This is a genomic window from uncultured Friedmanniella sp. (assembly GCF_964244285.1).
Lineage (GTDB): Bacteria > Actinomycetota > Actinomycetes > Propionibacteriales > Propionibacteriaceae > Microlunatus.
In genome coordinates this window covers 173,418-198,133 of the sequence record NZ_CAXTHT010000003.1, presented here as the reverse complement: position 1 = coordinate 198,133, position 24,716 = coordinate 173,418, and the positions used below count along the sequence as shown (strand labels likewise).

Annotated in this window: 21 protein-coding genes, 1 tRNA gene and 1 pseudogene; 16 read left to right on the top strand and 7 right to left on the bottom strand. The window is 71.2% G+C overall.

Annotated features, from left to right (window positions below):
• Window positions 1–84: 84 nt before the first annotated feature.
• From ACFE7W_RS08970 to ACFE7W_RS08945, 6 genes and pseudogenes are all read left to right on the top strand, one after another.
• A complete protein-coding gene (locus ACFE7W_RS08970; protein WP_375424423.1) occupies window positions 85–660 on the top strand; it encodes a DUF721 domain-containing protein in 576 nt (191 codons plus the stop codon).
• Window positions 653–2,053, top strand: a complete 1,401-nt coding sequence (locus ACFE7W_RS08965) for a hypothetical protein (protein ID WP_375424422.1) — start codon at window positions 653–655, stop codon at window positions 2,051–2,053. Before ACFE7W_RS08970 ends, ACFE7W_RS08965 begins: the two co-directional genes overlap by 8 nt.
• Window positions 2,050–2,625, top strand: a complete 576-nt coding sequence (locus ACFE7W_RS08960; RefSeq protein WP_375424421.1) for a hypothetical protein — start codon at window positions 2,050–2,052, stop codon at window positions 2,623–2,625. The genes ACFE7W_RS08965 and ACFE7W_RS08960 overlap by 4 nt, the downstream gene beginning before the upstream one ends.
• Complete coding sequence (locus ACFE7W_RS08955; protein WP_375424420.1) at window positions 2,625–3,245, top strand: hypothetical protein; 621 nt, start codon at window positions 2,625–2,627, stop codon at window positions 3,243–3,245. Before ACFE7W_RS08960 ends, ACFE7W_RS08955 begins: the two co-directional genes overlap by 1 nt.
• Before the next feature lie 15 nt (window positions 3,246–3,260).
• Window positions 3,261–3,488: pseudogene (locus tag ACFE7W_RS08950) on the top strand (LysE family translocator); the annotation flags it as partial.
• A 58-nt stretch (window positions 3,489–3,546) separates the two neighbouring features.
• Window positions 3,547–3,879 (top strand): LysE family translocator, encoded by a 333-nt coding sequence (locus tag ACFE7W_RS08945; protein ID WP_375424419.1) that lies wholly within the window; start codon window positions 3,547–3,549, stop codon window positions 3,877–3,879.
• Window positions 3,880–3,912: 33 nt separating this feature from the next.
• Here ACFE7W_RS08945 and ACFE7W_RS08940 read toward each other — a convergent pair whose 3' ends face one another.
• Complete coding sequence (locus tag ACFE7W_RS08940; RefSeq protein WP_375424418.1) at window positions 3,913–4,590, bottom strand: hypothetical protein; 678 nt, start codon at window positions 4,588–4,590, stop codon at window positions 3,913–3,915.
• A gap of 649 nt (window positions 4,591–5,239) precedes the next feature.
• On the opposite strand from ACFE7W_RS08940, the gene gyrB reads away from it, so the two are divergent.
• From gyrB to ACFE7W_RS08900, 8 genes are all read left to right on the top strand, one after another.
• Entirely contained in the window at window positions 5,240–7,162 is a 1,923-nt protein-coding gene (gene gyrB, locus ACFE7W_RS08935; RefSeq protein ID WP_375424855.1) for a DNA topoisomerase (ATP-hydrolyzing) subunit B, read from the top strand.
• Window positions 7,163–7,224: 62 nt separating this feature from the next.
• Complete coding sequence (gene gyrA / locus ACFE7W_RS08930) at window positions 7,225–9,936, top strand: DNA gyrase subunit A (RefSeq protein WP_375424417.1); 2,712 nt, start codon at window positions 7,225–7,227, stop codon at window positions 9,934–9,936.
• 340 nt (window positions 9,937–10,276) lie between these two features.
• A complete protein-coding gene (locus tag ACFE7W_RS08925; RefSeq protein ID WP_375424416.1) occupies window positions 10,277–11,302 on the top strand; it encodes a DUF3566 domain-containing protein in 1,026 nt (341 codons plus the stop codon).
• 101 nt (window positions 11,303–11,403) lie between these two features.
• Window positions 11,404–11,477 (top strand) — tRNA-Ile (locus ACFE7W_RS08920).
• A 266-nt stretch (window positions 11,478–11,743) separates the two neighbouring features.
• Window positions 11,744–12,385, top strand: coding sequence for an ANTAR domain-containing protein (locus ACFE7W_RS08915; RefSeq protein ID WP_375424415.1), 642 nt, complete (start codon window positions 11,744–11,746; stop codon window positions 12,383–12,385).
• Window positions 12,386–12,504: 119 nt separating this feature from the next.
• Entirely contained in the window at window positions 12,505–12,927 is a 423-nt protein-coding gene (locus ACFE7W_RS08910) for a Fur family transcriptional regulator (RefSeq protein WP_375424414.1), read from the top strand.
• A 29-nt stretch (window positions 12,928–12,956) separates the two neighbouring features.
• Window positions 12,957–15,209, top strand: a complete 2,253-nt coding sequence (gene katG, locus ACFE7W_RS08905; protein ID WP_375424413.1) for a catalase/peroxidase HPI — start codon at window positions 12,957–12,959, stop codon at window positions 15,207–15,209.
• A gap of 124 nt (window positions 15,210–15,333) precedes the next feature.
• On the top strand, window positions 15,334–16,455 hold the full coding sequence (locus tag ACFE7W_RS08900; RefSeq protein WP_375424412.1) for an SGNH/GDSL hydrolase family protein: 1,122 nt from the start codon (window positions 15,334–15,336) through the stop codon (window positions 16,453–16,455).
• A 9-nt stretch (window positions 16,456–16,464) separates the two neighbouring features.
• Here the strand turns inward: ACFE7W_RS08900 and ACFE7W_RS08895 are convergent, their stop codons facing one another.
• The 3 genes from ACFE7W_RS08895 to ACFE7W_RS08885 form a co-directional block, all read right to left on the bottom strand.
• The gene (locus ACFE7W_RS08895; protein ID WP_375424411.1) at window positions 16,465–17,616 is read right to left on the bottom strand and encodes a DUF3048 C-terminal domain-containing protein; all 1,152 of its coding nucleotides are present in this window, start codon (window positions 17,614–17,616) and stop codon (window positions 16,465–16,467) included.
• Between the two features lie 111 nt (window positions 17,617–17,727).
• Window positions 17,728–18,444 carry an ANTAR domain-containing protein gene (locus tag ACFE7W_RS08890; protein WP_375424410.1) on the bottom strand — a complete coding sequence of 239 codons (717 nt, stop codon included), beginning with the start codon at window positions 18,442–18,444 and terminating at the stop codon, window positions 17,728–17,730.
• A 109-nt stretch (window positions 18,445–18,553) separates the two neighbouring features.
• On the bottom strand, window positions 18,554–19,600 hold the full coding sequence (locus ACFE7W_RS08885) for a DNA topoisomerase IB (RefSeq protein WP_375424409.1): 1,047 nt from the start codon (window positions 19,598–19,600) through the stop codon (window positions 18,554–18,556).
• Window positions 19,601–19,716: 116 nt separating this feature from the next.
• Here ACFE7W_RS08885 and ACFE7W_RS08880 point away from each other — a divergent pair, with 116 nt between their 5' ends.
• Together ACFE7W_RS08880 and ACFE7W_RS08875 are read left to right on the top strand one after the other, a co-directional pair.
• Window positions 19,717–19,968: a DUF3072 domain-containing protein gene (locus tag ACFE7W_RS08880; protein ID WP_375424408.1), complete on the top strand. Its 252-nt coding sequence runs from the start codon at window positions 19,717–19,719 to the stop codon at window positions 19,966–19,968.
• 28 nt (window positions 19,969–19,996) lie between these two features.
• Window positions 19,997–20,971 carry a TIGR03557 family F420-dependent LLM class oxidoreductase gene (locus ACFE7W_RS08875; protein WP_375424407.1) on the top strand — a complete coding sequence of 325 codons (975 nt, stop codon included), beginning with the start codon at window positions 19,997–19,999 and terminating at the stop codon, window positions 20,969–20,971.
• Window positions 20,972–21,017: 46 nt separating this feature from the next.
• On the opposite strand, the gene ACFE7W_RS08870 is transcribed toward ACFE7W_RS08875, so the two are convergent.
• The 3 genes from ACFE7W_RS08870 to ACFE7W_RS08860 are packed head-to-tail and all read right to left on the bottom strand — an operon-like array spanning window position 21,018 to window position 24,684.
• Window positions 21,018–22,487, bottom strand: a complete 1,470-nt coding sequence (locus ACFE7W_RS08870; protein ID WP_375424406.1) for a glycoside hydrolase family 130 protein — start codon at window positions 22,485–22,487, stop codon at window positions 21,018–21,020.
• Window positions 22,484–23,530 carry a hypothetical protein gene (locus ACFE7W_RS08865; protein WP_375424405.1) on the bottom strand — a complete coding sequence of 349 codons (1,047 nt, stop codon included), beginning with the start codon at window positions 23,528–23,530 and terminating at the stop codon, window positions 22,484–22,486. Before ACFE7W_RS08865 ends, ACFE7W_RS08870 begins: the two co-directional genes overlap by 4 nt.
• Window positions 23,527–24,684: a glycosyltransferase gene (locus tag ACFE7W_RS08860; protein WP_375424404.1), complete on the bottom strand. Its 1,158-nt coding sequence runs from the start codon at window positions 24,682–24,684 to the stop codon at window positions 23,527–23,529. Before ACFE7W_RS08860 ends, ACFE7W_RS08865 begins: the two co-directional genes overlap by 4 nt.
• Window positions 24,685–24,716 lie beyond the last annotated feature (32 nt).

Here is a 24,716-nt window from a genome sequence, read left to right as displayed (position 1 = left end):
GCCGTCCCGGCCATCGCAAGGCTCAGCCGACCTAGGATGCTCGGACAACGGCCGACGACCGGCACGAGGGGAGAGGTGCGGGTGGTGGGTACGACGGACGAGCCGGACTCGACGGAGACCGCCTCATCGGATCCTGCGTCGGAGCCGCACGACCCGACCGGGCTCGGCCTGGCCCAGACGGTGGCGCGATCCCTGGGGGGCGGTCGCCGCCGCGGACCGGGCCGACGCACCACGCGCGGCCGCGGAGGGGATCCCCGCCGGATCGGCCTGGGGCCGCAGGTCTCGGGCAGCCACCCCGACGAGCGTGACCCGCAGCTGCTCAGCACCGCGATGGAACGGCTGGTGGACAGCAAGGGCTGGACGGCGCAGGTGGACGTCCGCAGCATGCTGGCCCGCTGGTCGACCCTGGTGGGGCCGGTCAACGCCGCGCACTCCCACCCCGAGTCCTACACCGACGCGGTGCTGACCGTCCGCGCCGACACCACCGCCTGGGCGACGCAGCTGCGGCTGCTGGCGCCCCGGCTGGTCGCCACCCTGAACACGGCCCTGGGCGAGGGTACGGTGACCCGCGTGAACGTGCTCGGACCCGACGCGCCCTCGTGGAAGCGGGGCCGGCTCTCGGTACGCGACGGGCGGGGGCCCCGGGACACGTATGGCTGAGGCCACCCTCACCGTCACTTCTGAGGTGGCGCCGTCCTCCGGTCCGGCGTCCCCGCGTCAGTCCGAGCTGGCCGGGCTGCTCACCGACGTCCGAGTGCTCGTCGTGGACACCGTCCGGGTCTGGTGGCGACTGCTGCCCCAGTTGCTCGCGGTCTACCTGCTCGGCTGGCTCGGCTCCCAGCTCGCCCTCCGGCTGGCGGTGATCGCCGGCGACGTCAGCGCCTGGCTGGCCCTGGTGTTCTTCTCGTTCAACTTCGTCGCCCTGCTCGCCTCGCTGGTCGTGATCTTGCAGATGGCGGGCCGCGAGCTGGGCGTCCGCGCCCTGATCCCACAGGAGGAGGCCGAGAACGACGGCCGCGACGAGAGCATCACCTCGCTGCTCGCGGTCACCCTGCTGCCCTTCCTTGGCATCTACGCCGCCTTCGGCCAGGCAACCGAGGCAGCCAACACCCTCACCGTCGAGCAGGGCATCCGGAACGGGCTCGGCGCCTCCGGCAGCGTGCTCGACGTGCTCAACGACGCGAGCCTGCACCATCCGTGGCGACTGTTGGCCGTCGTCGTCGGGGTCTACGTGCTGCGCCGCGGCCTGGACCTGCTGCACGAGCACACCGGCCGCCGCCTCCTCGGCCTGCTCGTCGCCTTCGTGGAGTCGTTCTTCATGCTGCTGGTCCTCCTGGGCGCCATCCGGCTGCTGCAGCGGGTCGTCCTCTGGCTGCGGGACCGGGCCTTCTGGGGGTGGCTGGCCGACGCCCGCGACGCGGCCGCGGCCTTCCTCGACCGTTTCGCCATCAACCTGCCGGCGGTGCTGCACACCCTCGCCGGGTTCCTCAGCGAGCAGGTCTGGCCGGTGCTGTGGGAGGTCGTGTCGCAGCCGATCATCTGGCTCGCGGTCGCGGCGCTGATCTATGGCACCCAGGTGCTGTCGCTGGCGGAGCTGTGGCGCAAGGGTCAGGGCTACGCCGACCGGGTGCCCGGAGCTGGGGTCTTCGCCCGCCGCCGGGACAAGCGCGCGGCCGGCCGGATCGCGCCGGCGCCGCAGGGTCTGCTCCGGGTGGCCGGCGAGGCCAAGGAGGCGTTCCTCGGCGACGTCGACGACAAGTACCTGCCCACCTTCCACTCCCTGCGCCTGGTGCTGCGAGCGGGCTTGGTGTTTCTGGGCTCGTTCGTCCTGGTCTACGGCGTGCTGCAGACCGTCACCGATGACGCCGGCACCGCCATCGACCGGCTGCTCGGTGGGCACACGCTGCCGTTCTGGACGGTGTGGAACCCGTGGATCGACCTGCTCGAGACGTTGCCGTTCGAGCCGTTGCGGCTGTGCCTGCTCGCGGTCGCGTTCCGGCGCTGCCTGGAGCTGTTCCAGCGGCGGTCCCGCGCGGCCGGAACAGCCGGATGAGGCTGCGGCGGTCGCGGGTCGTGGCGCTGGTGGCGGCCTTGCTGTGCGTGGCCCTGGCGGCGGCTGCGCTGCGGACGGCAGAGGCGGCACCGCCGTACGAGATCGTCCGGGGGGTCGCCGGCACAGCGGTGACGGTGGAGGACGGGACGATCACGGTGGGCGACGTGCGGGTGGGGAGCCAGCTGACGCGGGACGGCTCGGTGACCGACACCACCCCCGGCATGTTCGTCGTCGTGGCGGTGACCGTGGCGGCCACCGGGCGGGACACCTTCCGCCGTGGGGACGCGCGGCTGCTGGCCCGTGGCGACCGGGTCTACGCCGCCTACGGCGGCCAGGCCACGCTGGTGGCCCCGCCGGGCTTCCAGGAGCGGATCGACCTCGTCTTCGAGGCCGATCCCGCCGACATCGACGACCTCACGCTGGAGGTGTGGCAGGCCGAGATCATCCACGGCTACCAGCAGCGGATGCAGGTGCACCTCGGCATCACCCCCGGTAACGCCGACCAGTGGCGGGCCGCGGCGCCTGACCAGGCCGTCGAGGCCGACGTCTACGGCAGCACCCGGGCGGTGTGATGACGCAACCTCCCGAGACCGACCTCAAGCGGCCGGCGGTGCTCGAACCTCGCCCGGCCGCGCCGCCGTCGGCGCCGCAGCCCGCACCGCCGCGTGAACCGTCGCGGCGGCGAGCCTGGCTGCTCGCGGCGGCGGTCGCCCTGCTGGTGCTGGTCTACCTGACCGTGTGGAGCACCTACGCCGCGGTGCACACCGGTGAGCGCTACCGCCAGCTGGCGCCGGGCACGTCCGGCACCCGCGACGGCGCGGACTTCCGGGTGCTCAGCCTCGTCCGCACCGACCGGTTGGCCGACAGGTCCGGGCAGGACCCGCAGATCGTCGACGCCGGGGCCGTGTTCGTGGTCGCCGAGCTTGAGATGGTCCAGCGGCAGCCGACCACGTTCATCAACTGCTCCGACGCCTACCTGCTCGGACCGGGTGGTCGGCGGTGGGAGTCGATCATCACCGACGTCCAGCGCCAGGTGCCCTTCTGCGACTCCGACGACGTGGTGATCGGGCACCCGTACCGGTACGAGACCGTCTACCTGGTCCCGCTGCGCGACGCCGACGCCGTGGCCGGCGTGGCGCTGGTGGACGTCTCGACGCCGGCGCGGACGCCGGTGCTCCGGGCGCCGGCCTGAGCGGCGGGTGTCCTCGTGAGCTGGGTCGCGGTCGCCGGATTTCTCGTCGCGATCATCCCGCTCGTGCTGACCCTTGGTGCGAGCCTGACGTTGGCGACCCAGCGGACGTTGGCCGGGCAGCGTCATGCCACGGGATGGGTCGTCGCGGGCACCGCGACCGGCATCTTCACGCACGCGTTGCTCGCCGCCGCTGGGTTGTCTGCCCTGGTCATGCGCTCGTCCGAGGCGTTCATGGTGATCAAGATCGTGGGTGGGATCTACCTGATCGGCCTGGGCGTCCTGACGATCTGGAGGACGCGTCATGAGCGGCCACTGCCGCGCCGCGAACATACTTCCGCGGTCGGGTCACCACACCTACGTGCAAGCGGTCCTGGCCAACGTGCTGAACCCGAAAGCGGCGTCGATCTACCTCACGCTGGCACCGCAGTTTCTCGACGCCCGAGAAGTCGGCCTGGCGTCTCTGCTGGTGCTGGCCTGGGTACACGTGCTGACCATGGCGGTCTGGCTGACCATCTGGTCACTGGTCCTCGGTCGCAGCCGCCGGGTGGCGACCTCGGGCGGTCTCGCGGCGACGGTGGACCGGCTCGGCGGAGCGATCCTGGTCGCCCTCGGGATCCGCACCGTCGCCTCCTAGCCTCCTCATCAGGCAGACCCGGCCTGAGCGGGGTCAGCTGGTCACGGGCGCCAGGACCCGCAGCGGCAGCCGTAGCCGGGAGGCGTACGCGGTGTTCGCCCACTCGGGATCCTGGTTGCCCAGCAGCGAGGTGTCGCGCAGCTCGACGTCGTAGACCAGGAAGGTGACCGTCGCCGGCGGCCGGTAGCCCTCGGAGAAGTCGAAGGTGACGGAGAAGGGCTGCAGCGGCAGGCCGGGGGTGAAGCTCCCACCGAAGAGGCTGGAGCCCGGCCGGAAGCTGACCGAGCTGGGCGTCTGCACCTCTCCGCCGGCCGGGTCCTTGGCGACGAACATGCCGTCGTCGCCGTCGTAGTCGGGCGTGATGCTCTCATCGCCCGTGGTCAGGCCCTCGCCGACCATGGTGACCCGCCAGGTGACCCGGTTCTGGAAGTCGGTGCGCTGCTGTGCCGTCGCCTCGGTGAACCGCAGCTGGTAGGGACCGGTGTCCAGGGTCGACCCCACGGCGGCGTCCGCGACCACGTCGGTCCGCGCCTCGAAGCCCCCCAGCCGCCAGACCAGCCCGAGCAGCAGCACCAGGACCAGCGACACCGCGAGGACCACCGCGGCGGGGCTGAGGGTCCGGCTCGGCGGTCCCGGTGGACCCCACTGCGGGTCGACCGCGCCCTCGTCCCACCAGGCCGTGGCGGGGCTCGGGACGGGAGAGGCGGGCACCGGACCATCCTAGGGAAGGGTCGGGTTCGCGTCCGGCGTCCACGTCCGAGCCCGCCGGCCGCCAGCGCCGCCCCGGGCCCTCGCTGGCAGCGGGGTGCGTATCGGGAGTGTCCGGAGGCACGCCGAAGCCGCCAGGCGGCCCGCGAGGGCCAAAGAGACGCTATCCGGCCCCCGCAGACCCCCGCCGGATGACGGGACATCGCGCTGGACGCGCTAGAATCGTCCCTGCGCGGTTCGACAGGTCAAGAGCGGTGACGTGCTCTCGGCGAGGACTGCGCACGGTCGGGCCTGCCGGTCCGACCTTCGCTGCCGTGCCGCCTCTTCCCTGCACGCGTGCCCAGCCCGGGCGGCGCTGCGCATCGCCCTGGCGGCACACCTGTGACAGGAGCTCGTGCCGGTGCCGGACCAGATCCCCGAGGACGCCGAGTCCGTGCCCACGCCGAGCGACCCCGGGCCTGCTGAGGCAGCGGAGGCGCTGCAGAGCTACCTCGTGTCCTCCGAAGCCGAGGTCGACGCCGGTCGTGTCGGCGAGGCCGGCCTCGGTGCCGACGCCGACGCCGACACCGACGAGCAGGGCGCTACCGACCGGACCGTCGGGGCGCCCCGGACCACCAGCTCCAACAACCCCGGGGTCTATGACTCCGAGTCGATCACCGTCCTCGAAGGCCTCGAGGCCGTCCGGAAGCGTCCGGGCATGTACATCGGGTCGACGGGTGAACGCGGCCTGCACCACCTGGTGCAGGAGGTCGTCGACAACTCCGTCGACGAGGCGATGGCCGGCTACTGCGACACCATCGACGTCCGCGTCCTGGCCGACGGCGGGATCCGGGTGATCGACAACGGCCGAGGCATCCCGGTCAAGATCCACCCCAAGGAAGGCATCCCGGCCGTCACCGTCGCCCTGACCGTGCTGCACGCCGGCGGCAAGTTCGGCGACGGCGGCTACAAGGTGTCCGGCGGCCTGCACGGCGTCGGCGTCTCGGTGGTCAACGCCCTCTCCACCCACCTGACCGTCGAGGTCTACCGCGACGGCTACCACTGGACGCAGTCCTTCTCCCTCGGCGTCCCCGACGGGCCCCTGGAGCAGCTGGAGGCGACCGACCGCACCGGCACCACCGTCACCTTCTACGCCAGCGACGAGATCTTCGAGACCACGGTCTACACCTACGAGACCCTGGCCACCCGGTTCCGCGAGATGGCCTTCCTGAACAAGGGCCTGACCATCTCGATCACCGACGAGCGGCCCGACCGGGTCGACGACCAGGGCCGGCCGTTGACCGACACGTTCTGCTACGCCGACGGCCTCGTGGACTACGTCAAGTACCTGATCGGCACCAAGGAGACCATCCACGCGTCGGTGATCGACGTCGAGGCCGAGCGTCCCGAGTCCGGACTCAGTCTCGAGCTGGCCATGCAGTGGAACACCTCCTACAACGAGTCGGTGCACACCTTCGCCAACGCCATCAACACCCACGAGGGCGGCACGCACGAGGAAGGGTTCCGGGCGGCCCTGACCCTGACGGCCAACAAGTGGGCCGAGACCTGGGGGTTGGTGAAGAAGAAGGAGGACCGGCTGTCCGGTGAGGACATCCGCGAGGGGCTGACCGCCATCATCTCGATCAAGCTGGCCGAGCCGCAGTTCGAAGGCCAGACCAAGACCAAGCTGGGCAACACCGAGGCCCGCTCGTTCACCCAGACGGTGGTCAACGACATGCTCGGCGCCTGGTTCGAGCAGAACCCGGCCGAAGGCCGTCAGATCATCCGCAAGGGTCAGGCGGCGGCCATCGCCCGGGTCGCCGCCCGCAAGGCCCGCGACGCCGCGCGCGACCGCAAGGGTCTGCTGGGCCGCAGTGGCCTGCCGGGCAAGCTCAGCGACTGCCAGTCCACCGACCCGACCGAGTGCGAGGTGTTCATCGTCGAGGGTGACTCCGCCGGCGGCTCGGCCAAGGGCGGCCGTGACCCGCGGATCCAGGCGATCCTGCCGATCCGCGGCAAGATCCTCAACGTCGAGAAGGCGCGGATCGACCGGATCATGCAGAACAACGAGGTGCAGGCGATCATCTCCGCCCTCGGCACCGGCGTGCACGACGACTTCGACGTGGCCAAGCTGCGCTACCACAAGATCGTGATGATGGCCGATGCCGACGTCGACGGCGCCCACATCCGGACGCTGCTGTTGACCCTGATGTTCCGCTTCATGCGGCCGCTGATCGAGGCGGGCCACGTCTACCTGGCGCAGCCGCCGCTGTTCAAGATCAACTGGAGCAACGCCCCGGCCGAGTTGGCCTACACCGACTCCGAGCGCGACGCCCTGCTGCGCCTCGGCGAGGAACGGAACCTGCGGCTGCCGAAGGACAACAAGATCCAGCGGTACAAGGGCCTCGGGGAGATGAACCCCGACCAGCTGTGGGAGACGACGATGGACCCCGACAACCGGGTCCTGCTGCAGGTCACCCTCGACGACGCCGCCCGCGCCGACGAGATGTTCTCGATCCTGATGGGCGAGGACGTCGAGCAGCGCCGCAGCTTCATCCAGCGCAACGCCAAGGACGTCCGCTTCCTCGACATCTGACCACCGCGCCCCTGAGCTAGTCGAAGGCCTCGTCAGAGGTTGCGCTTCTAAAGGAGTACCGCGTGAGCACCACACCACCCGAGGGCCCCGTGACGGACCGGCGGGAGCCGGTGGATCTGCAGGAAGAGATCCAGAAGTCCTACCTCGACTACGCCATGAGCGTGATCGTCGGTCGGGCGCTGCCGGACGTCCGGGACGGGCTGAAGCCGGTGCACCGGCGGATCCTGTACGCCATGTTCGACGGCGGCTACCGGCCCGACCGCGGCTGGAACAAGTGCGCCCGCGTCGTCGGTGAGGTGATGGGGCAGTACCACCCGCACGGTGACGGCGCGATCTATGACACCCTCGTCCGGCTCGCGCAGCCGTGGGTGATGCGCTACCCGCTGGTCTCGGGTCAGGGCAACTTCGGCTCGCCGGGCAACGACCCCGCGGCCGCGATGCGCTACACCGAGTGCAAGATGGCGTCGCTGGCCATGGAGATGGTCCGCGACATCGGCGAGGACACCGTCGACTTCAAGCCGAACTACGACGGCAAGGAGTCCGAGCCGGTCGTCCTGCCGGCCCGGTTCCCGAACCTGCTGGTCAACGGCTCGACGGGGATCGCGGTCGGGATGGCCACCAACATCCCCACCCACAACCTGCGTGAGGTCGCCTCCGCCGTGCAGTGGGCCCTGCAGCACCCCGAGGCGAGCGCCGAGGAGCTGCTCGAGGCGTCGATGGAGCGGATCACCGGTCCGGACTTCCCCAACGGCGCCCTGATCGTCGGTCGGTCCGGCATCGAGGACGCCTACCGCACCGGTCGCGGCTCGGTCACCATGCGCGCCGTCGTCGACATCGACGAGGACCGGGCCGGACGGACGAACCTGGTCGTCACCGAGCTGCCGCACATGGTCAACCCGGACAACCTGGCGCTCAAGATCGCCGAGCTCGTCAACACCGGCAAGCTCAACGGCATCGCCGACATCCGCGACAACACCTCGGCCCGGACGGGCCAGCAGCTGGTCATCGTGCTCAAGCGCGACGCCCAGCCGCGGGTGGTGCTGAACAACCTCTACAAGCACACCCAGCTGCAGGACACGTTCGGCTGCAACATGCTGGCCCTGGTCGACGACGTGCCGCGCACGTTGCGGCTGGACCAGTTCATCTCCTTCTGGGTGGCGCACCAGGTCGAGGTCATCCAGCGCCGCACCCGGCACCGCCTCGCCGACACCCAGGCCCGCGCCCACATCTACCGCGGCCTGGTCAAGGCGCTGGACGCGCTGGACGAGGTGATCGCGCTGATCCGGCGCAGCCCCTCGACCGAGGAGGCCCGCGACGGGCTGAAGGGGCTGCTCGACATCGACGACGCCCAGGCCACGGCGATCCTGGACATGCAGCTGCGTCGGCTGGCCGCCCTGGAGCGTCAGCGGATCATCGACCAGCTGGCCGAGTACGAGCGGATCATCGCCGACCTCGAGGACATCCTGGCCCGGCCGGAGCGGCAGCGGCAGATCATCAGCGACGAACTCACCGAGATCGTCGACAAGTACGGCGACGAGCGCCGGACCGAGATCATCTCCGCCGACGGCGACCTGTCGAACGAGGACCTGATCCCCGACTCCGACATGGTGGTCACGATCACCCGCGGCGGCTACGCCAAGCGCACCCCGACCGCGCTCTACCGGGTGCAGAAGCGCGGCGGCAAGGGTGTCCGCGGGGCGAGCCTGCGGACCGACGACGAGGTGGACCAGCTGTTCGCCACCACCAACCACCACTGGATCCTGTTCTTCACCAACAAGGGCCGGGTCTACCGCGCGAAGGCGTGGCAGCTGCCTGAGGCCGGACGGGACGCCCGCGGCTCGCACGTGGCCGGGCTGCTGTCGTTCCTGCCCGAGGAGGAGATCGCCCAGGTGCTGGCCGTCCGCGACTACGCGAGCTCGCCGTACCTGTTGCTGGCCACCAAGCGCGGGCTGGTCAAGAAGAGCGCGCTCAGCCAGTACGACTCCCCGCGGCAGGCGGGCATCATCGCGGTGAACTTCCGCGACGACGACGACGAGCTGATCGGCGCGGAGCTGTGCGGCGCCGACGACGACGTGCTGCTCATCTCCCGCAAGGGCCAGGGCATCCGCTTCCGAGCCAGCGACGACGAGCTGCGGCCGATGGGCCGGGCCACCTCGGGCGTCACCGGGATGAAGTTCCGGGTCAGCGACGAGCTGTTGAGCATGTCGGTGATCCGGGCCGGGGAGACCGAGGACGACCACTTCGTCTTCACCGTCACCGACGGCGGCTTCGCCAAGCGCACCGCCGTGTCGGAGTACCGGCTGCAGGGTCGCGGCGGCCTCGGCATCAAGGCGATGAAGCTGAACGAGGACCGCGGCTCGCTGGTCGGCGGCCTGGTGGTGCTCGAGAACGACGAGGTGATCGCGATCAAGGCGAGTGGTCAGATCACCCGCAGCGCGGTGGCGGGGGTTCCGGTCAAGGGCCGTGACACGATGGGGGTGAAGTTCGTGGGGGTCCGCGACGGTGACTCCGTCGTGGTCATCGCGCTCAACCCGGAGACCAGCGCGGAGGTGGCGGCCATCGACGAGGCCGCGGCCGAGGAGTCCGCCGAGGTCCAGCAGGCCGCCGCAGCCTTGGCCGCGGCTGAGGACGATTCGCAGGTCACAGCAGAACCTGGTGTGCTGGAGACCGGGGAGGCCCACGACCCCTCGGTCGAGGACGACAGCACACCCGAGCACACCGCATTCGGGGGCGACGAGCCCACGAGCGACGGCGAGGAGGAAGACAGTGAGTGAAGGCAATGCGGGGAAGAGCCCCAACGGCCGTCCTCCGGCGACCAACGGTCGTGCCCCGGCGAGCAACGGTTCGGCGAGTAGTAGTGGTGCGGCGAGCAACGGTGAGGACGACCGTCCCACGGCCGAGATGACGCCCGTCGGCCGGACCGCCGGAAACGGGTCGACGCCCCCGGCTCCTGGTCGCCCGACGCGGCCGGGTCCGCAGCCGACGGCGTCCGGCTGGACCCCGCCGCCCCTTCCCGGTCGGCAGACTCCGGCGCCGCCCGCCGCGGCCAGGTCCGGCAAGCCGGCGCCCGCGGCAGCCAAGCAACCCGTCCAGAAGCCGGCTGCTCCTTCGACGGTGCCGCAGCCCGACGCCACCAAGCCGGCTGCCACTAAGCCGGCCGCCGTTAAGCCCGCGGTCGCCGGCTCGGCGCAGCCGGCCGCCGCCCCGGCGACGACGCCGCGTCCGCCGACGAACGGCTCGGCACCCAAACCCGCCCCCGTCGCGACGACGCCGCAGACCGCGGACGTGTCGGCGGCGGAACCCGGCGATGCGTCGACCCACGAGAAGCCCTCGTTCTGGTCGAGGATCGCCGAAGGTCTGGGGATCGAGAAGAAGACCGAAGAAGCCCCGGTGGCCGCGGCGGACTCGACTCCTGTCACCACTCCGGTGGCGACTGCGACCGCCCCGACTGCCCCGGCCAAGGCCGGTCCGGCACCCACGACGACCCCGTCGCCGAAGGCGTTCCCGGTCACCGGCAAGCCGGCGCCCGGACCAGCTGTGCCGGCCGGTGCTCCGGCCAACCCCGGTCCCCAGTTCCGCCAGGCTCAGACCGGCCCGCAGAACCGCACGCCGGCCAACGCGCCGGTTCAGCCTGTGCCGGCTCCAGGTCAGGTCCGGCAGCCGGCACCGGGTGTGCGCGGAGGTGCGACGGCGGTGGTTCCCGCGGTCGGGGCCGGCGCGGCGACCGAGTCGCTGGCAGCCGGCGCTACGCCCCGACCCGTGACGCGGCGCACCCGCAAGGCCCGGCTGCGGCTGAGCCGGCTCGACCCGTGGTCGGTGATGAAGACGTCGTTCCTGTTCTCGATCGCCGCCGGCATCATGCTGGTCGTCGCGGTGTACGGCATCTGGCTGGTGCTGAGCGCGTCCGGCCTGTTCGGCTCGCTGAACGACATCGTCGGCACCCTGACCTCCAACCCCGGCGACACCACCCCGTTCCGGATCGAGGACTACGTGAACACGCAGCGGGTGATGGGGGTCGCGGCGCTGGTCGCGTGCATCGACGTGCTGATCTTCACCGCCCTCGCCACCCTGGGCTCGTTCCTCTACAACCTGGCCGCCACGATGCTCGGTGGCCTCGAGATCACCCTGGCTGAGGACTGACGGTCCGTGCCGCGGAAGCGACTTGAGCGCTTCCGCGGCGATGGGCTAGCCTTGCCCTTCGTGCCCGGGCCGGTCCCAGGTCTCGACCCCGCCGCACACGCGGGCCTATAGCTCAGTCGGTTAGAGCGCTGCCCTGATAAGGCAGAGGTCAGTGGTTCAAGTCCACTTAGGCCCACCCGTCGTCTCCGTCGCCGGGGATCTTTCCCACGTCGTTGTCGTCGTGGCATGTCGTCCTCTCGTGGAATGTCGCGCGCGTACGAGTCGTACGCGATCTGTCCCCGTCGTCGACCTGCGTATTAAGCTGCCTTCGGCTGACAGCAGGTCCGGCAAGGGGTCATGGAGGGTGTGGTGGCAGGCGCGTTGCGGACAATGCAGAGCTTGGTTCGACTGCTCGAGGCCCCCGAACCCCCGAGTGACGTGTCTGTGGATCGGACTCTCGACGTGTTCGAGCTGTTGGTCCGTTCGGGCTGGCGCCCGCCGAGCGGCTGGGTGCTGGAGTTGCTGCTCCAGTTCGGCGCCGACTTCGGCGTCGGTAGCGATGAGGTGCCAGGCCCGGACACCCTGCTGGGAATCGTCGCCGTTCCTGCTGCTTCGCCCATCGAGGATGCCGCCGTCCGACGGGCTCGCCGGCTCTTCGCGCTGCAGGAGTCCGAAGCCGCGCAGGACCGAGCCCAGGCGGCCCTGGCGGACAGCCGGCGCCTGACCCGCCTCAGCAGTGAGCTCCAGACTCGATCACGAGCCGCGAGGCGCCGCGCAGTCAGCAGCGACGCTCAGTCCGCGACCGACACCTCAGCAGGACCGACTCCCGGCCCGGCGACTGCAGTAGGGACCCAGCTGGCAGGCCTCGAGGCGACCATCGCTCAACTGAAAGAAGCGGTGGTCAGTAACCGCACGGTCGGTGCTGCGGTGGGCGTGGCGATGGAGCGCTTCCAGCTCAACCGCGCCACAGCCCTGGGCTACCTCATCCGTCAGTCCCAGGACAACAACCACAAGCTGGTCGACGTCGCTCAGCAGCTCCTCACCGCGGCCGAGGGCGACTACGCGGGCCGATCGGCTCACGCTCCGGACGCCCGTCGGCGCTGATCGCTTCCGGCCGGCGTCCTTCCGCCCGCGAGCCGGGGGTCAGCGGGCAGTCAGGTGCGCTCACACCGCGCCAGCTCCCTATTCTTGACTCGATCAAGACAAGTCGCAAGGATGGTGGGGTGCCGGACAGTGGATCGACCGCCTTGCTGCGGCAGGCCGCGCTCCGGGTCACCCGGCAGCGGCTGGCGGTGCTCGACGCGGTCAGCGTCCACCCCCACGCCGACACCGACACGGTGCTGGCCGCCGTCCGGTCCGAGCTCGCGACGGTGTCCCACCAGGCGGTCTATGACTGCTTGCGGGTGCTGACCGACGCCGGCCTGCTCCGACGGATCCAGCCCGCTGGGTCGGTCGCCCGCTACGAGACGCGGACCGGCGACAACCACCACCACCTCGTCTGCCGCTCCTGTGGGGTCGTCGCCGACGTCGACTGCGCGGTCGGCGCCGCGCCCTGCCTGACCCCGTCCGACGGCCACGCCTTCGCGATCAGCGAGGCCGAGATCACCTACTGGGGCTTCTGCTCCAGCTGCTCCACCCCGTCCTGAAACAGCCCCACCGAGGAAGAGGAACCGCCATGGTCGAGGACCACGAAACCGTCGTCAAAGAGATGAACGTCGACGTCGACGCCGCGAAGTGCCCGGTCATGCACGACCGTGCGGCCCACCCGACCGAGGGCGGGGGCAACCGCGGCTGGTGGCCGCAGCACCTCAACCTCAAGATCCTGGCCAAGAACCCGGCCGTCGCCAACCCGTTGGGTGACGACTTCGACTACGGCGCCGCGTTCTCGACCCTCGACCTGCCGGCCGTGAAGGCCGACATCGCCGAGGTGCTGACCACGTCGCAGGACTGGTGGCCCGCCGACTTCGGTCACTACGGCCCGTTCATGATCCGGATGGCCTGGCACAGCGCCGGCACCTACCGGATCCAGGACGGCCGCGGCGGAGCCGGCGCCGGGCAGCAGCGGTTCGCCCCGCTCAACAGCTGGCCGGACAACGCCAACCTGGACAAGGCCCGCCGACTGCTCTGGCCGGTGAAGAAGAAGTACGGCAAGTCCCTCTCCTGGGCCGACCTGATCGTCCTGACCGGCAACGTCGCGCTGGAGTCGATGGGCTTCGATACCTTCGGCTACGCCGGCGGCCGACCCGACGTCTGGGAGCCGGACGAGGACGTCTACTGGGGCCCGGAGACCACCTGGCTCGGCGACGAGCGCTACACCGGCGACCGGGAGCTCGAGACCCCGCTGGCCGCGGTCCAGATGGGCCTGATCTACGTCAACCCCGAGGGCCCCAACGGCACCCCAGACCCGGTCGGCTCAGCGCGCGACATCCGGGAGACGTTCGGCCGGATGGCGATGAACGACGAGGAGACCGTGGCGTTGATCGCCGGCGGCCACACCTTCGGCAAGACCCACGGCGCCGCCGACCCGGACGCGCACGTCGGGCCGGAGCCCGAGGGAGCCGGGCTGGAGGAGCAGGGCCTCGGCTGGCGCAACACCTACGGCACCGGCAAGGGTGCCGACACCATCACCAGCGGGCTCGAGGTCATCTGGACCACCAAGCCGACCCAGTGGAGCAACGACTACTTCGACCACTTGTTCGGTTATGAGTGGGAGCTGACCCAGAGCCCCGCCGGTGCGCACCAGTGGACGCCGAAGGCGGGCGCAGGCGCGGGCACCGTGCCGGACGCGTACGATCCCGCCACGAGCCACGCGCCGAGCATGCTCACCAGCGACATCGCGTTGCGGGTGGACCCGGCGTACGAGGCGATCTCGCGTCGCTTCCACGCCGACCCGGCGGAGTTCGCCGACGCGTTCGCCCGCGCCTGGTTCAAGCTGACCCACCGTGACATGGGTCCGAAGGCCCGCTACCTCGGACCTGAGGTGCCCAGCGAGGTGCTGCTCTGGCAGGACCCGCTGCCCGAGGTCGACCACCCCCTGGTCGGGCCGGCGGAGCTGGACGAGCTGCGGCAGCTGGTCGCCGGGTCGGGCCTCTCGGTCGGACAGCTGGTCAGTACCGCCTGGGCCTCCGCGTCCACCTTCCGGGGCAGCGACAAGCGGGGCGGCGCCAACGGAGCCCGGGTCCGGCTGCAGCCCCAGGCCGGCTGGGACGTCAACAACCCCGGTGAGCTGGCGAGCGTCCTCCGGACGCTCGAGGGCCTCCAGCAGACCTTCAACGCCGGCCGCGCTGGCGAGGGCGGCAGCGGGGTACAGATCTCACTCGCCGACCTGATCGTGTTCGCGGGTGGGGTGGGCGTCGAGCAGGCGGCTGCGGCCGGTGGTCACCAGGTCGTCGTGCCGTTCACGCCGGGTCGTACCGATGCCGGCCAGGACGAGACCGACGTCGAGTCGTTCGCCGCCCTGGAGCCGGCGTCCGACGGGTTCCGCAACTACCCGGGCAAGGGCAACCTGCCCGCGGAGTACCAGCTGCTCGACCGGGCCAACCTGCTCACCCTCAGCGCGCCGCAGATGACCGTCCTGGTCGGTGGGCTGCGTGTCCTCGGGGCGAACTACTACGGTTCGACCCATGGTGTCCTGACCGACCGGCCGGGCACGTTGAGCAACGACTTCTTCATCAACCTGCTCGACCTGGGAACGACCTGGCGTCCGCTCGGTTCCGGCTCCGACCTCTTCGAGGCGCGCGACGCCTCCGGGGCGACGCGGTGGAGCGGCAGCCGGGTCGACCTGGTCTTCGGCTCCAACTCCGAGCTCCGGGCGCTGGCCGAGGTCTACGCCAGCGACGACGCGCAGCAGCGGTTCGTCACCGACTTCGTCGCCGCCTGGGTGAAGGTGATGGAGCTCGACCGGTTCGACGTGGCCCCGACCCGGTAAGTCCTGACCCTGGGTCCTGACGTGGGCCCGACGGTCAAGATCACACGAGGAGCGCAGCGGCCAGCCGCGCTCCTCGTGCCACGATGTCGGCTCCGAGCGTGCTCACCGGGACTCGAGGGGATCTGTGGCTGCCCACGTGCGCTGGCCAGGCGTCCGTCTGACCGTGGTCTGGAGCCTGCTGGCCGGGCTGATCTCGTGCTCGGCGACCCCGACCGGGGCGCCCGCTGCGGCCGACCCGTTGGCCCACTGGCGGACCGCCCTGGCCGGCCGCGGCTCGTCACCGGCGGTCTGGGTCGCCGTCGGGGACTCGATCACCGAAGGTCAGGGCGCCTCGCTCCAGTCCAGGCGCTGGATCGACCAGACGGCGACCCAGCTCCGCAACTACAGCTCGGCCGGTGACGTCGGCTACCTGCCCGGCTGGGCCGCGGTGTTTCCGCCCGACTCCCGCTGGCAGCCCTACGCGTCCCGGAGCGGCAGCATCAGCAACGACAGTGCCGGCCCGCTCGGCCTGCGGACGGCGACCATGGCGGCGGGTGCCACCCAGACCTACCGGCTGACCGGCACCAGCGTCGACCTCTACTACCTCAGGGGCGGCGGCTCGCTGAGCTACGCGGTCGATGGCGGGACCGCCACGACGATCGACACGGCCGGCACCGTAGGTGAGACGAGACGGCGGCGGGTCAGGTTCGGGGCGGCCGGGGCGCACGAGCTGGTGATCAGCGCCCGCTCCGGCAGGGTCCGGCTGGCCGGAGTGGCGATCTTCGACGGCGACGAAGCCAGCGGCGTCCACCTCTTCGACAGTGCGCACTCGGGCTACACCTCCACCCAGTTCGTGGCCGCCCAGCCGCAGCTGAACCCGGTTCTCAGGCTGGTCGCGCCGGACCTGGTGACCATCGAGCTCGGCACCAACGACTACCTCCGCGCCAGCGCCAGCCCGCAGCAGGTGCAAGCCAACCTGCGGCAGCTGGTCACCGGTCTGCGGACCGCGCTGCCCGACAGGACGCCGTCGATCGTCCTCGTCCTGCCCTACCGCATCGGCCCCGGGTCGAGCGATGCCGACTACCACTGGGACGACTACGTCGCCGCGACCACGGCCCTGGGCACCGAGCTGGGCGTCGGCATCCTCGACATGTCGTCGATGGGCACCTCCGCCCCGGGCGGCAGCTGGGCCTCGGACGGCCTGCACGCCTCTGACGCGGGCAACGCCGAGATGGCCCGCCGGGCGGTGGCCTACCTCGGAGGCTGAGCCCGCAGCTCAGCTGGAGATCCGCACCTTGGCGTGAGTGTCGGGCAGCTCCACGAACGTCTGGCCGGTGGCCATCTGCAGCGGCTTGCCGTCCGCGACCGTGAAGGTGAAGGGCTTGGTGATGCCGCCCTTCTTCCAGGTCCCCCGAACGTAGCGGCCGCGGTGGAAGTAGATGAACTTCCCCGAGGAGTGGATCACGTCGTGCAAGGGCTCGTCGTGGCCCTTGCCGCGGAAGATCTTGCCGTAGTGCTGGTGGGCGAAGATCACCAGCACGTTGTCGGTGGAGACCCGGGTGCCGTCGGCCAGGACGTGCGGACCCCACGGCATGCTCCGCAGGTAGCGCTGGGACTTCGCGTCGTACTCATACCCCATGAAGTAGTCGTCGCCCTTGTACGGCACCTTGACCGAACGACCGCGCTTGCCTTTCGCCGCGCTCACGTCGTCCGCCGTCGAGGCGTAGGGGAAGTAGAGCTGCGGAGGACCGGCGCGGAAGCGCTTTGTCTGCTTGGCCAGGATCTTCGGGTGGCAGGTGGTCGCACGGTCGTAGTAGGTCTGACCGTTGTAGTGGTAGACCCGCGACGGGTCCGTCCCGTAGGAACCGGTGCCGTACGTGGCCAGGTAGGACAGCGCACCTTCCAGGTGGGCGCGGTAGTGCTTGACGTACTTGACCACCCAGGGCGCCGCGCCGGTGTTGCCGATGATGGCGTCCATCGGGCTCAACAGCGGGATGTCCACCGGACGGATCGACCGGACCGGCTCGACGGTGTCGGGCATCCGCGAGTGGAAGACCGGCACCAGCCGGGTGCCGCTGTGGCCCGAGCTGTCACGGTAGCCGTCGAGCTCCACGAACACGATGTCGGCCTGGTCGATCCCGCGCTGGGGGTGCTCGACGCGGTTGTCCGGCACCTTGACGGCCACGGCCGCGTGCCGGGCGTCGGACTTGTCCTTGAGCAGCTTGCCGGTCAACGGCCATCGGGGACGGTTGTCGACCGGCGGCGACGGGGTGACCGGCTTCGGGCTGACGGTCGTGGGTGGAGCCGAGGTCGGCGGGGCGACGCTGGGCGCGGTCGGGGAGGGCTTGGCCCTGGAGCACGCGGTGACCGCGAGCGCCGCCACCCCTGCCACCCCCGCCAGCAGGTTGCGCCGGGCGATCCGCCTCATCGATCCTCCTTCGGCCGCCCGGTGGCCGGCCGGTCTCATCGTAGGAGGAGCGGATGACGTCCGGGTGTCATCCGTCGACGACACCCCGAGACCCACCCCGACAGGTCGCGGTCAGGGCTCCCCGGGCATCGCCCGGGCCATCAGGACGCCAGTGCGGACGACATCCTCGGCCAGGTCGCGCAGCTTGGTGTTCGTGGTCTGCGAAGTGCGGCTGAGCAGGGTGAACGCCTGGTCGGGGGTCACCTTGAACCGCTCCATCAGGATGCCCTTCGCCTGCTCGATCGTGGCCCGCGACGCCATCGCGATGCGCATCTCCTGCAGCTCGCGAGCGGTCAGGTCCGAGGCCTGGGCGCGGCTGACGGCCAGCGCCACCCAGGTCGCGACCTCCTCGCCCAGGGCGACGTCCGGCTCGTCGAACGCGTGCGGTTCCGCGGCGTAGGAGTTGAGGGCGCCGATGGTGGTCGACTGGAACGGCAGGGGCACCGAGAGCGAGCTGCCGATGCCGAACTCAGCCGCCTGCTGGGCGTAGCCGGACCAGCGCTCCTCGCGCTTCATGTCGGTGATCAGGAACACCAGACCCGCTCGGCCGGCGTCCACGCACGGTCCGTAGCCGAGCCCGTACTGCACCTCGTCGGCGCGCATGGCCAACAGACCGTCGTAGGCGGCGGTGAAGGGCACGTCGCGCCGGATCAGCGTGATGGAGACCGCCTCCGTGCCGGGCATCGCCCGGCGGGCGATCGCCGTGATCTCGGTCAGGACGTCACTCAGCCCGCGTCCGGCCAGCACCACCCGGGCCAGGTCCTGGTGCAGCTCGGTCAGATCCGCCATGCTCCCTCATCTCTGACCGGGGACAGGGATCCGCCTCCGCGGCACCCTGCCCGACTGCCGTCCACCGTACGCAGGACGCGACCCGGCGGTCGTCGCTGCCGGAGGAGTCTCATCGGCCCCTCACCGCTGCTCTGAGCTCGCGCTTGGGCGTCTCCAGCAGGGCGAGGACCGCCTTCTCGATCTTGCCGTGGGTCACCCCGTCGGAAAGGTCCTTGTCCTTGCCGGCCAGGGCGGGGTCGATGGTGATGCCGTCGTTGAACAGGTCCACCAGGCGCGGGTCGACGTAGGACGCGCGCGCCACGGTCGGGGTGTTGCCGAGGTAGCTCGACACCTGCTTCATCGTGGCGGAGACGGCGCGCTTGCGCTTGCTGGGCGTGGTGGCGGTCTCGTTGGCCTGCGCGAGGCCGACGGCGGCGATCACCGTCCCGTGCCAGGTGCGGAAGTCCTTCGCCGAGACCTCACCACCCACCACCTGCTTGATGTAGGCGTTGATGTCGGTGGAGCTCACGTCGTGCCACTCCCCGTCCTCGCTCTGGTAGGCGAGCAGCTCGGGGCCGGCCGTGCTGCTGGCCAGCAGCTCGCTGACGGCGGCCCGGACCAGGTCGTCGCCCAGCGCGATGTAGCGCTCCTTGCCCGACTTGGCGATGTAGTCGAAGACGACCTGGCGGCCGTCGAGGCTGACGTGCTCCTTGTGGATGGTGGCCAGACCGTAGCTCTGGTTGGACTCGGCGTAGGCCTCCCCGCCGATCCGGAAGAAGCCGAGGTCCAGCAGCCGGAACGCGGTGCCGAGCGCCCGCTCGTACGGCATCCCCGGCAGTCGCAGGTGCTTGGCCACGCGGCGGCGCGCCGTCGGCAGGTGGGCGGCGACCTCCAGCACCCGGTCGTGCTTGTCGCGGTCGCGCTTCAGCCGCCAGTACTCGTGGTACATGTACTGCCGCCGGCCCGCGTCGTCGGTCCCGACCGCCTGGATGTGGCCGTTCGGCACCGGGCAGATCCAGACCTGCTCCCAGGCCGGCGGGATCACCAGCAGCTGACACCGCTCGCTCTCTTGGGCCGCGAGCTTCTGGCCCAGCTGATCGAGGTAGACGAAGTCCTCGCCGCGACGCCGGCGGGTCCAGCCGGGGTCGCGCGGTGAGACCGTTTTCAGACGTGGCACTTATATGCTTCTACCCGGAGCGGCCCAGGAGATGCGAGAGGGGCGGCAAACCCTCGCCCGGAGCCCAGGGACGACCTCGCCGCAAACTGTCGGAGGGGCCGCATACGGTGGGCGGCATGAGTGAATTCGCATCCGAGACCAGCCAGGCCGCCCAGGAAGAGGGCACGATCGGCGCCACCACCGAGACCGACAACCCGGCCCTGGAGAAGGACCCGTCCGACTGGGTCAGCGGTGAGGACCCGATGACCCCGTCGCAGAAGAGCTACCTCGACACCTTGGCCAAGCAGGCCGGCGAGGAGCTGCCGGCCAACCTGAACAAGGCCGAGGCGTCCCAGCACATCGACCGGCTCAAGTCCGCCCAGGACTGAGCCCCGGAGACGAGCGGAGGCAGACGCGATGACGCGCTTCGGGTACACCCTGATGACCGAGCAGAGCGGCCCGAAGGCGCTGGTCGGCTACGCGGCCGGTGCCGAGCGGGCCGGCTTCGACTTCGAGGTCTCCAGTGACCACTTCTCGCCGTGGCTGGTGTCCCAGGGCCACGCCCCGTACGCCTGGACGGTGCTCGGCGCGGTCGCCCAGGCCACCTCGCGGGTCGAGCTGATGACCTACGTGACCTCTCCCATCCAGCGCTACCACCCGGCCGTGGTGGCGCAGAAGGCCGCCACCCTGCAGCTGCTCAGCGACGGCCGCTTCACCCTCGGGCTGGGCTCGGGAGAGAACCTGAACGAGCACATCACCGGTGAGGGCTGGCCGCCGGTCGACCAGCGCCAGGACATGCTGGTCGAGGCGACGACGATCATCCGCGAGCTGCTGAGCGGTGAGCTGACGACGTGGGAGGGGCAGTACTTCCGGGTCGACAGCGCCCGGATCTGGGACGCGCCCGAGGGCGGGGTGCCGATCGGCATCGCCGTCTCCGGCCCCAAGTCGATCGAGCGGTTCTCCCCACTGGCCGAGCACCTGGTGGCGGTGGAGCCCAAGCCCGAGCTCGTCCAGGGCTGGGACGCGGCCAAGGGCCACACCTCCTCGCGCAAGATCGGCCAGATCCCCATCTGCTGGGATCCGGACGAGGCGAAGGCGGCGGCGCGGGCGCACGACCAGTTCCGGTGGTTCGCCGGCGGCTGGGCCGTGAACGCCGATCTGCCCACGCCGGCCGGCTTCGCCGGGGCCAGCCAGTTCGTCCGGCCCGAGGACGTGACGCAGCAGATCCCGTGCGGACCCGACCTGGACGCCATCGTCGAGGCCGTCGCGCCCTACTGGGAGGCCGGGTTCACCGACATCGCCCTCGTGCAGGTCGGCGACGAGGGTCAGACGGAGTTCCTGGCCGAGGCCGCCGTGCCGCTGCTGGACCGGCTGCGGGCTGCCGCCCCGTAGCGGTCCGTCACGACGCCGCGGCTCCCGGCTCCGTTCTCCGGGGACCTCAGGCCCTCAGCTCGGCCAGTAGGCCCGGCAGGTCGACGAAGGCGAAGCGGATGGCGGAGTCGCTGCAGCCGTACGGGATGACCAGCGTGTCGCCGTGCCTGAGGCCGCCGCAGGAGTACACGACGTTGGGCACGTAGCCCGCCCGCTCGTCCTCCTGCGGCAGCAGCAATGGCCTGCTCAGCGCGCCGATCAGCCGGGTCGGGTCGTGCAGGTCCAGCAGCAGAGCCCCGATCCCGTACTGCCGGACGGGCCCGACACCGTGGTCGAGTACCAGCCAGCCGGCTTCGGTCTCGATCGGCGGTCCACAGTTGCCCAGCTGGATCAGCTCCCAGGGCCGACGCGGCTGCTCCACCGTGACGGCCGGTTGCCACCACCGCAGGTCGTCGGAGCGGGCCACGCCGATGCTCTCCCGGTCCCAGCGCACCAGGGCCAGGTGGTCACCACCCACCCGGCGGGGAAAGATCGCCATTCCCTTGTTCTTGGCCGAGGGCCCCAGCAGCTGAGACACCTCGGCGTGGCGAAAGTCCGCGGTCGTGATCAGGTGTGAGGTGATGTCGGCGCCGTCGTAGGCGGTGTAGGTGGCCAGGTAGGTCACGGTGCCGTCGTCCTCGACGAAGCGGGTGCAGCGGGCGTCCTCCATCCCGTGCGACTCATCCGGTGCGGTGGGGAAGAGGACGGCGTCGGCGAGTGGGCCCTCGCCCAGCTCGGCCACGTAGTCGCACGAGAACGCCCAGTTCAGCTGCTCGGCGGCCGCCGACCCGCGACCCCGGTCCACGAAGTCCTGCCGGACCGCGTCGAGGGCGACGCCGAGGTTGTCGCGGTCGACCGGGTCGGGCAGCAGGGACGCCAGGTGGTCGGAGCGGACGCCGGCCCGGTCGACGAGCGCCGCCAGCAGCACCTCGCGGCTCATGGTGGCGGCGGACGTCTGGGCCAGCCGCGGCCGTCCGGCCGGGTCCACCCACAAGTCCCTCGGTGCGGCACCGAGCACCCCGGAGCGCAGCTGGATGCTCGACACGTGCCCCTCACCGACCGAGCGGACGGTCATCAGGAAGCGCAGCTCCCCGGCCTCGAGGCCGCTCTGGTCGGGGTGGGTCACCATCGAGGGGTTGAACAGGGCCGCCGCCTCCAGCGCGTACTCCTGGGTGAGGTAGGCGCCGATCAGCGTTCGCTGGTCGTCGGTGACCGTCTCGTCCCGGAGCCGGCCGGCTACCGCGTCCGCGTGCCGGCCGAAGATCCCGGCCAGGTCGTCGTGCCGGTCCGTGAAGGCCGCGACCGTGGCGGCCAGCGTCTGCCCCACCTCGGCCGCGGGCATCGCCAGTACCCGGCCGATGACGGCGTCCACGCGGGCCCGGCCGTCGGCCAGGATCTCCTGGCCCGGCAGGAACTGACGGGCGAGCACCCGGCGCGGGTCCGGTGCGAGCACCGTGTCGCCGCGGACAACGAGCCGGGCCAGGAAGTCGGGGCTCACGCGGGGACAGGGAGCAGGGCGGCGCAGCGCTGGAACGTGGAGATCAGGGCCATGGTCGACTCGGCTCCCTGGTTCTCGTTCCGTCCGTGCCGTTCGAGCCCGTCGCACCCACCACCGCTGGTCATGTCGAGCAAAACTACGCCAGCGTCGTTGTCGCCGAGGAACCACGCGCGGCAGCGCAGCAGCGTGTCGAGCCAGCGTCGTTCGCCGCTCAGCTCGTACGCCCGGCCGCACGCGTCGGCCAGCGCCGCGACCTCGATCGGCTGCTGGTCGAAGCCGGGTCGTGCCTCACCGAGCGTCCAGCCGCCGACCGGGGTGACGGACAGGTGGTCCTCGACGGTCTCCACGTCGACCAGCCACGCGAGCAGGGCCAGCCCGTCGGTGAGGAGGCCCGGATCACCCAGCAGGGCGCCGGCCGCCAGCAGCAGCTCGGGCACGCAGCCGTTGGCGTACCGCAACCGGTCTTCTGGCCACGGCCACGCCGGGTCGCGGGGAAGGTCGGCGCGCAGCTGGTCGGCCGCCGTCCCGAGCAGTGCCCGGGCCGCTCGGTCCCTCGGTCGGACGGCCAGCACCTCGGCCGCCCCGAGCCCGGCGAACGCCATCGCGCGACGGTGCGGCGACCGGCGTACCGCGCTGCGCCGGAACCGCTCCAGAGCCAGAGCGGCGGCACCGCTGCCGGCGGGCAGGCGGGCGGCGGCCGTCCCCAGCCCCCAGACGGCGCGGCCCCAGCAGTCCTCCAGGCTCGGCTCATCGGTCCAGCGCAGGTCCAGGTCGCGTCGGTTGTGCACCCGGCCGTCCTCGGTCTGGGCGTCGACCACGAGGTCGAGGTAGAACCCGGCCAGCTCCCGCAGGGCCGCGGACGGCGCCGGCTCGCGGGTGGCCACCACCAGACCGCGGGCGATGTCGTCGACGCAGTAGCCGTGCTCGGGTCTCGGCTCGGTCAGCCGCGCGTGCTCGAACAGCCCGCCGTCGTCACTCAGCCGGAAGAGGTGCGCGAACGAGACCCCGGAGCCCTGGCCGTGGAGCACCGGGGCGCTGCTCACGCGCTGGCCAGGACGTCGACCGGGGCGACCAGTCGCGAACCCAGCTCGCGATAGCGGTCCGCCACCGCCGGCCAGAGCAGGTCCGGCGCGATCCGGCCCGCCTCGGCGGCCATCGCGGCCTCGCGTCCGGGCTCGGTGAACACCTGGCGCAGGGCGGCCGCGATCGCCGCCGGGTTCTGCCGTTCGACCAGCAGGCCGGCGCCGGAGGACAGCAGCTCGACCGCGTGCGGGAAGGCGGTGGAGACCACGGGCTTGCCCGCGGTCACGGCCTCGATCAGGACCCCGGACGTGACCTGCTCACGCGAGTCGTAGGGCAGCAGCACGACGTCGCACCGCGCCACCTCCTGGTGCAGCTCGGTGGCGGTCAGGTAGCGGCCGTCGAAGTGGACCGTTCCCCCGCTGGTCCGGGCCCGCTCGACCAGCCGCTGCCGGTAGGCCTCGCCGTGCTGGGCCTTGACCTTCGGGTGGGTCTCGCCGACGACACGGTAGTGGGGTCGGGGGCGCAGGTCTGCCAGCAAGGGCATGGCGTCGATGGCCCACTCGATGCCCTTGCCCTCACCGAGCAGTCCCCAGGTGAGCACCGTGGGCGCTTCGTCGGGATCGCGGAGGCGTCGCTCGCCGACGATCGGCGAGGGCTCGGCGCCGTGCGGGATGACGACCACCCGGGACGGGTCGACAGCGTAGTGCGCGACCAGCCGGTCGCGGGCCGTCCGGGTCATGGTGACGAGGACGCTGGAGTGGGCCGCGAGCTCGTCGAGGATCTGCCGCTGCGACTCCGACGGGGTGACGAGGACGGTGTGCAGGACGGTGATGGTGGGCACGCGCAGGCCCCGCACCACCTGCAGCACCTCGCGGCCGTCCGGCCCGGGGAAGATGCCGTACTCGTGCTGGATGACCGCGACGTCGTGCCGGTTGAGGGCTGCGGCCGCTGCAGCGGCGCCACCGGGACGGTCGCGGACCCAGAGGCTGCCGCCGGGTCCGTGCCCGTGCCGGCTGAGCGGACGCCCAGCTACCACCTCGCCGGCGTCGACGACCCGGACGACGCCGACGTCCTTGCCGGCCGCGGTCAGATGGGTCACCAGGGCATGGCTGAAGGTCGCCAGACCACACTGGGTGGGCGGGTACGTGCTCAGCACGCCGTAGGACACGCTCATCGTGGACCGTCCTCTCTGCCGGCGGCCGGTCA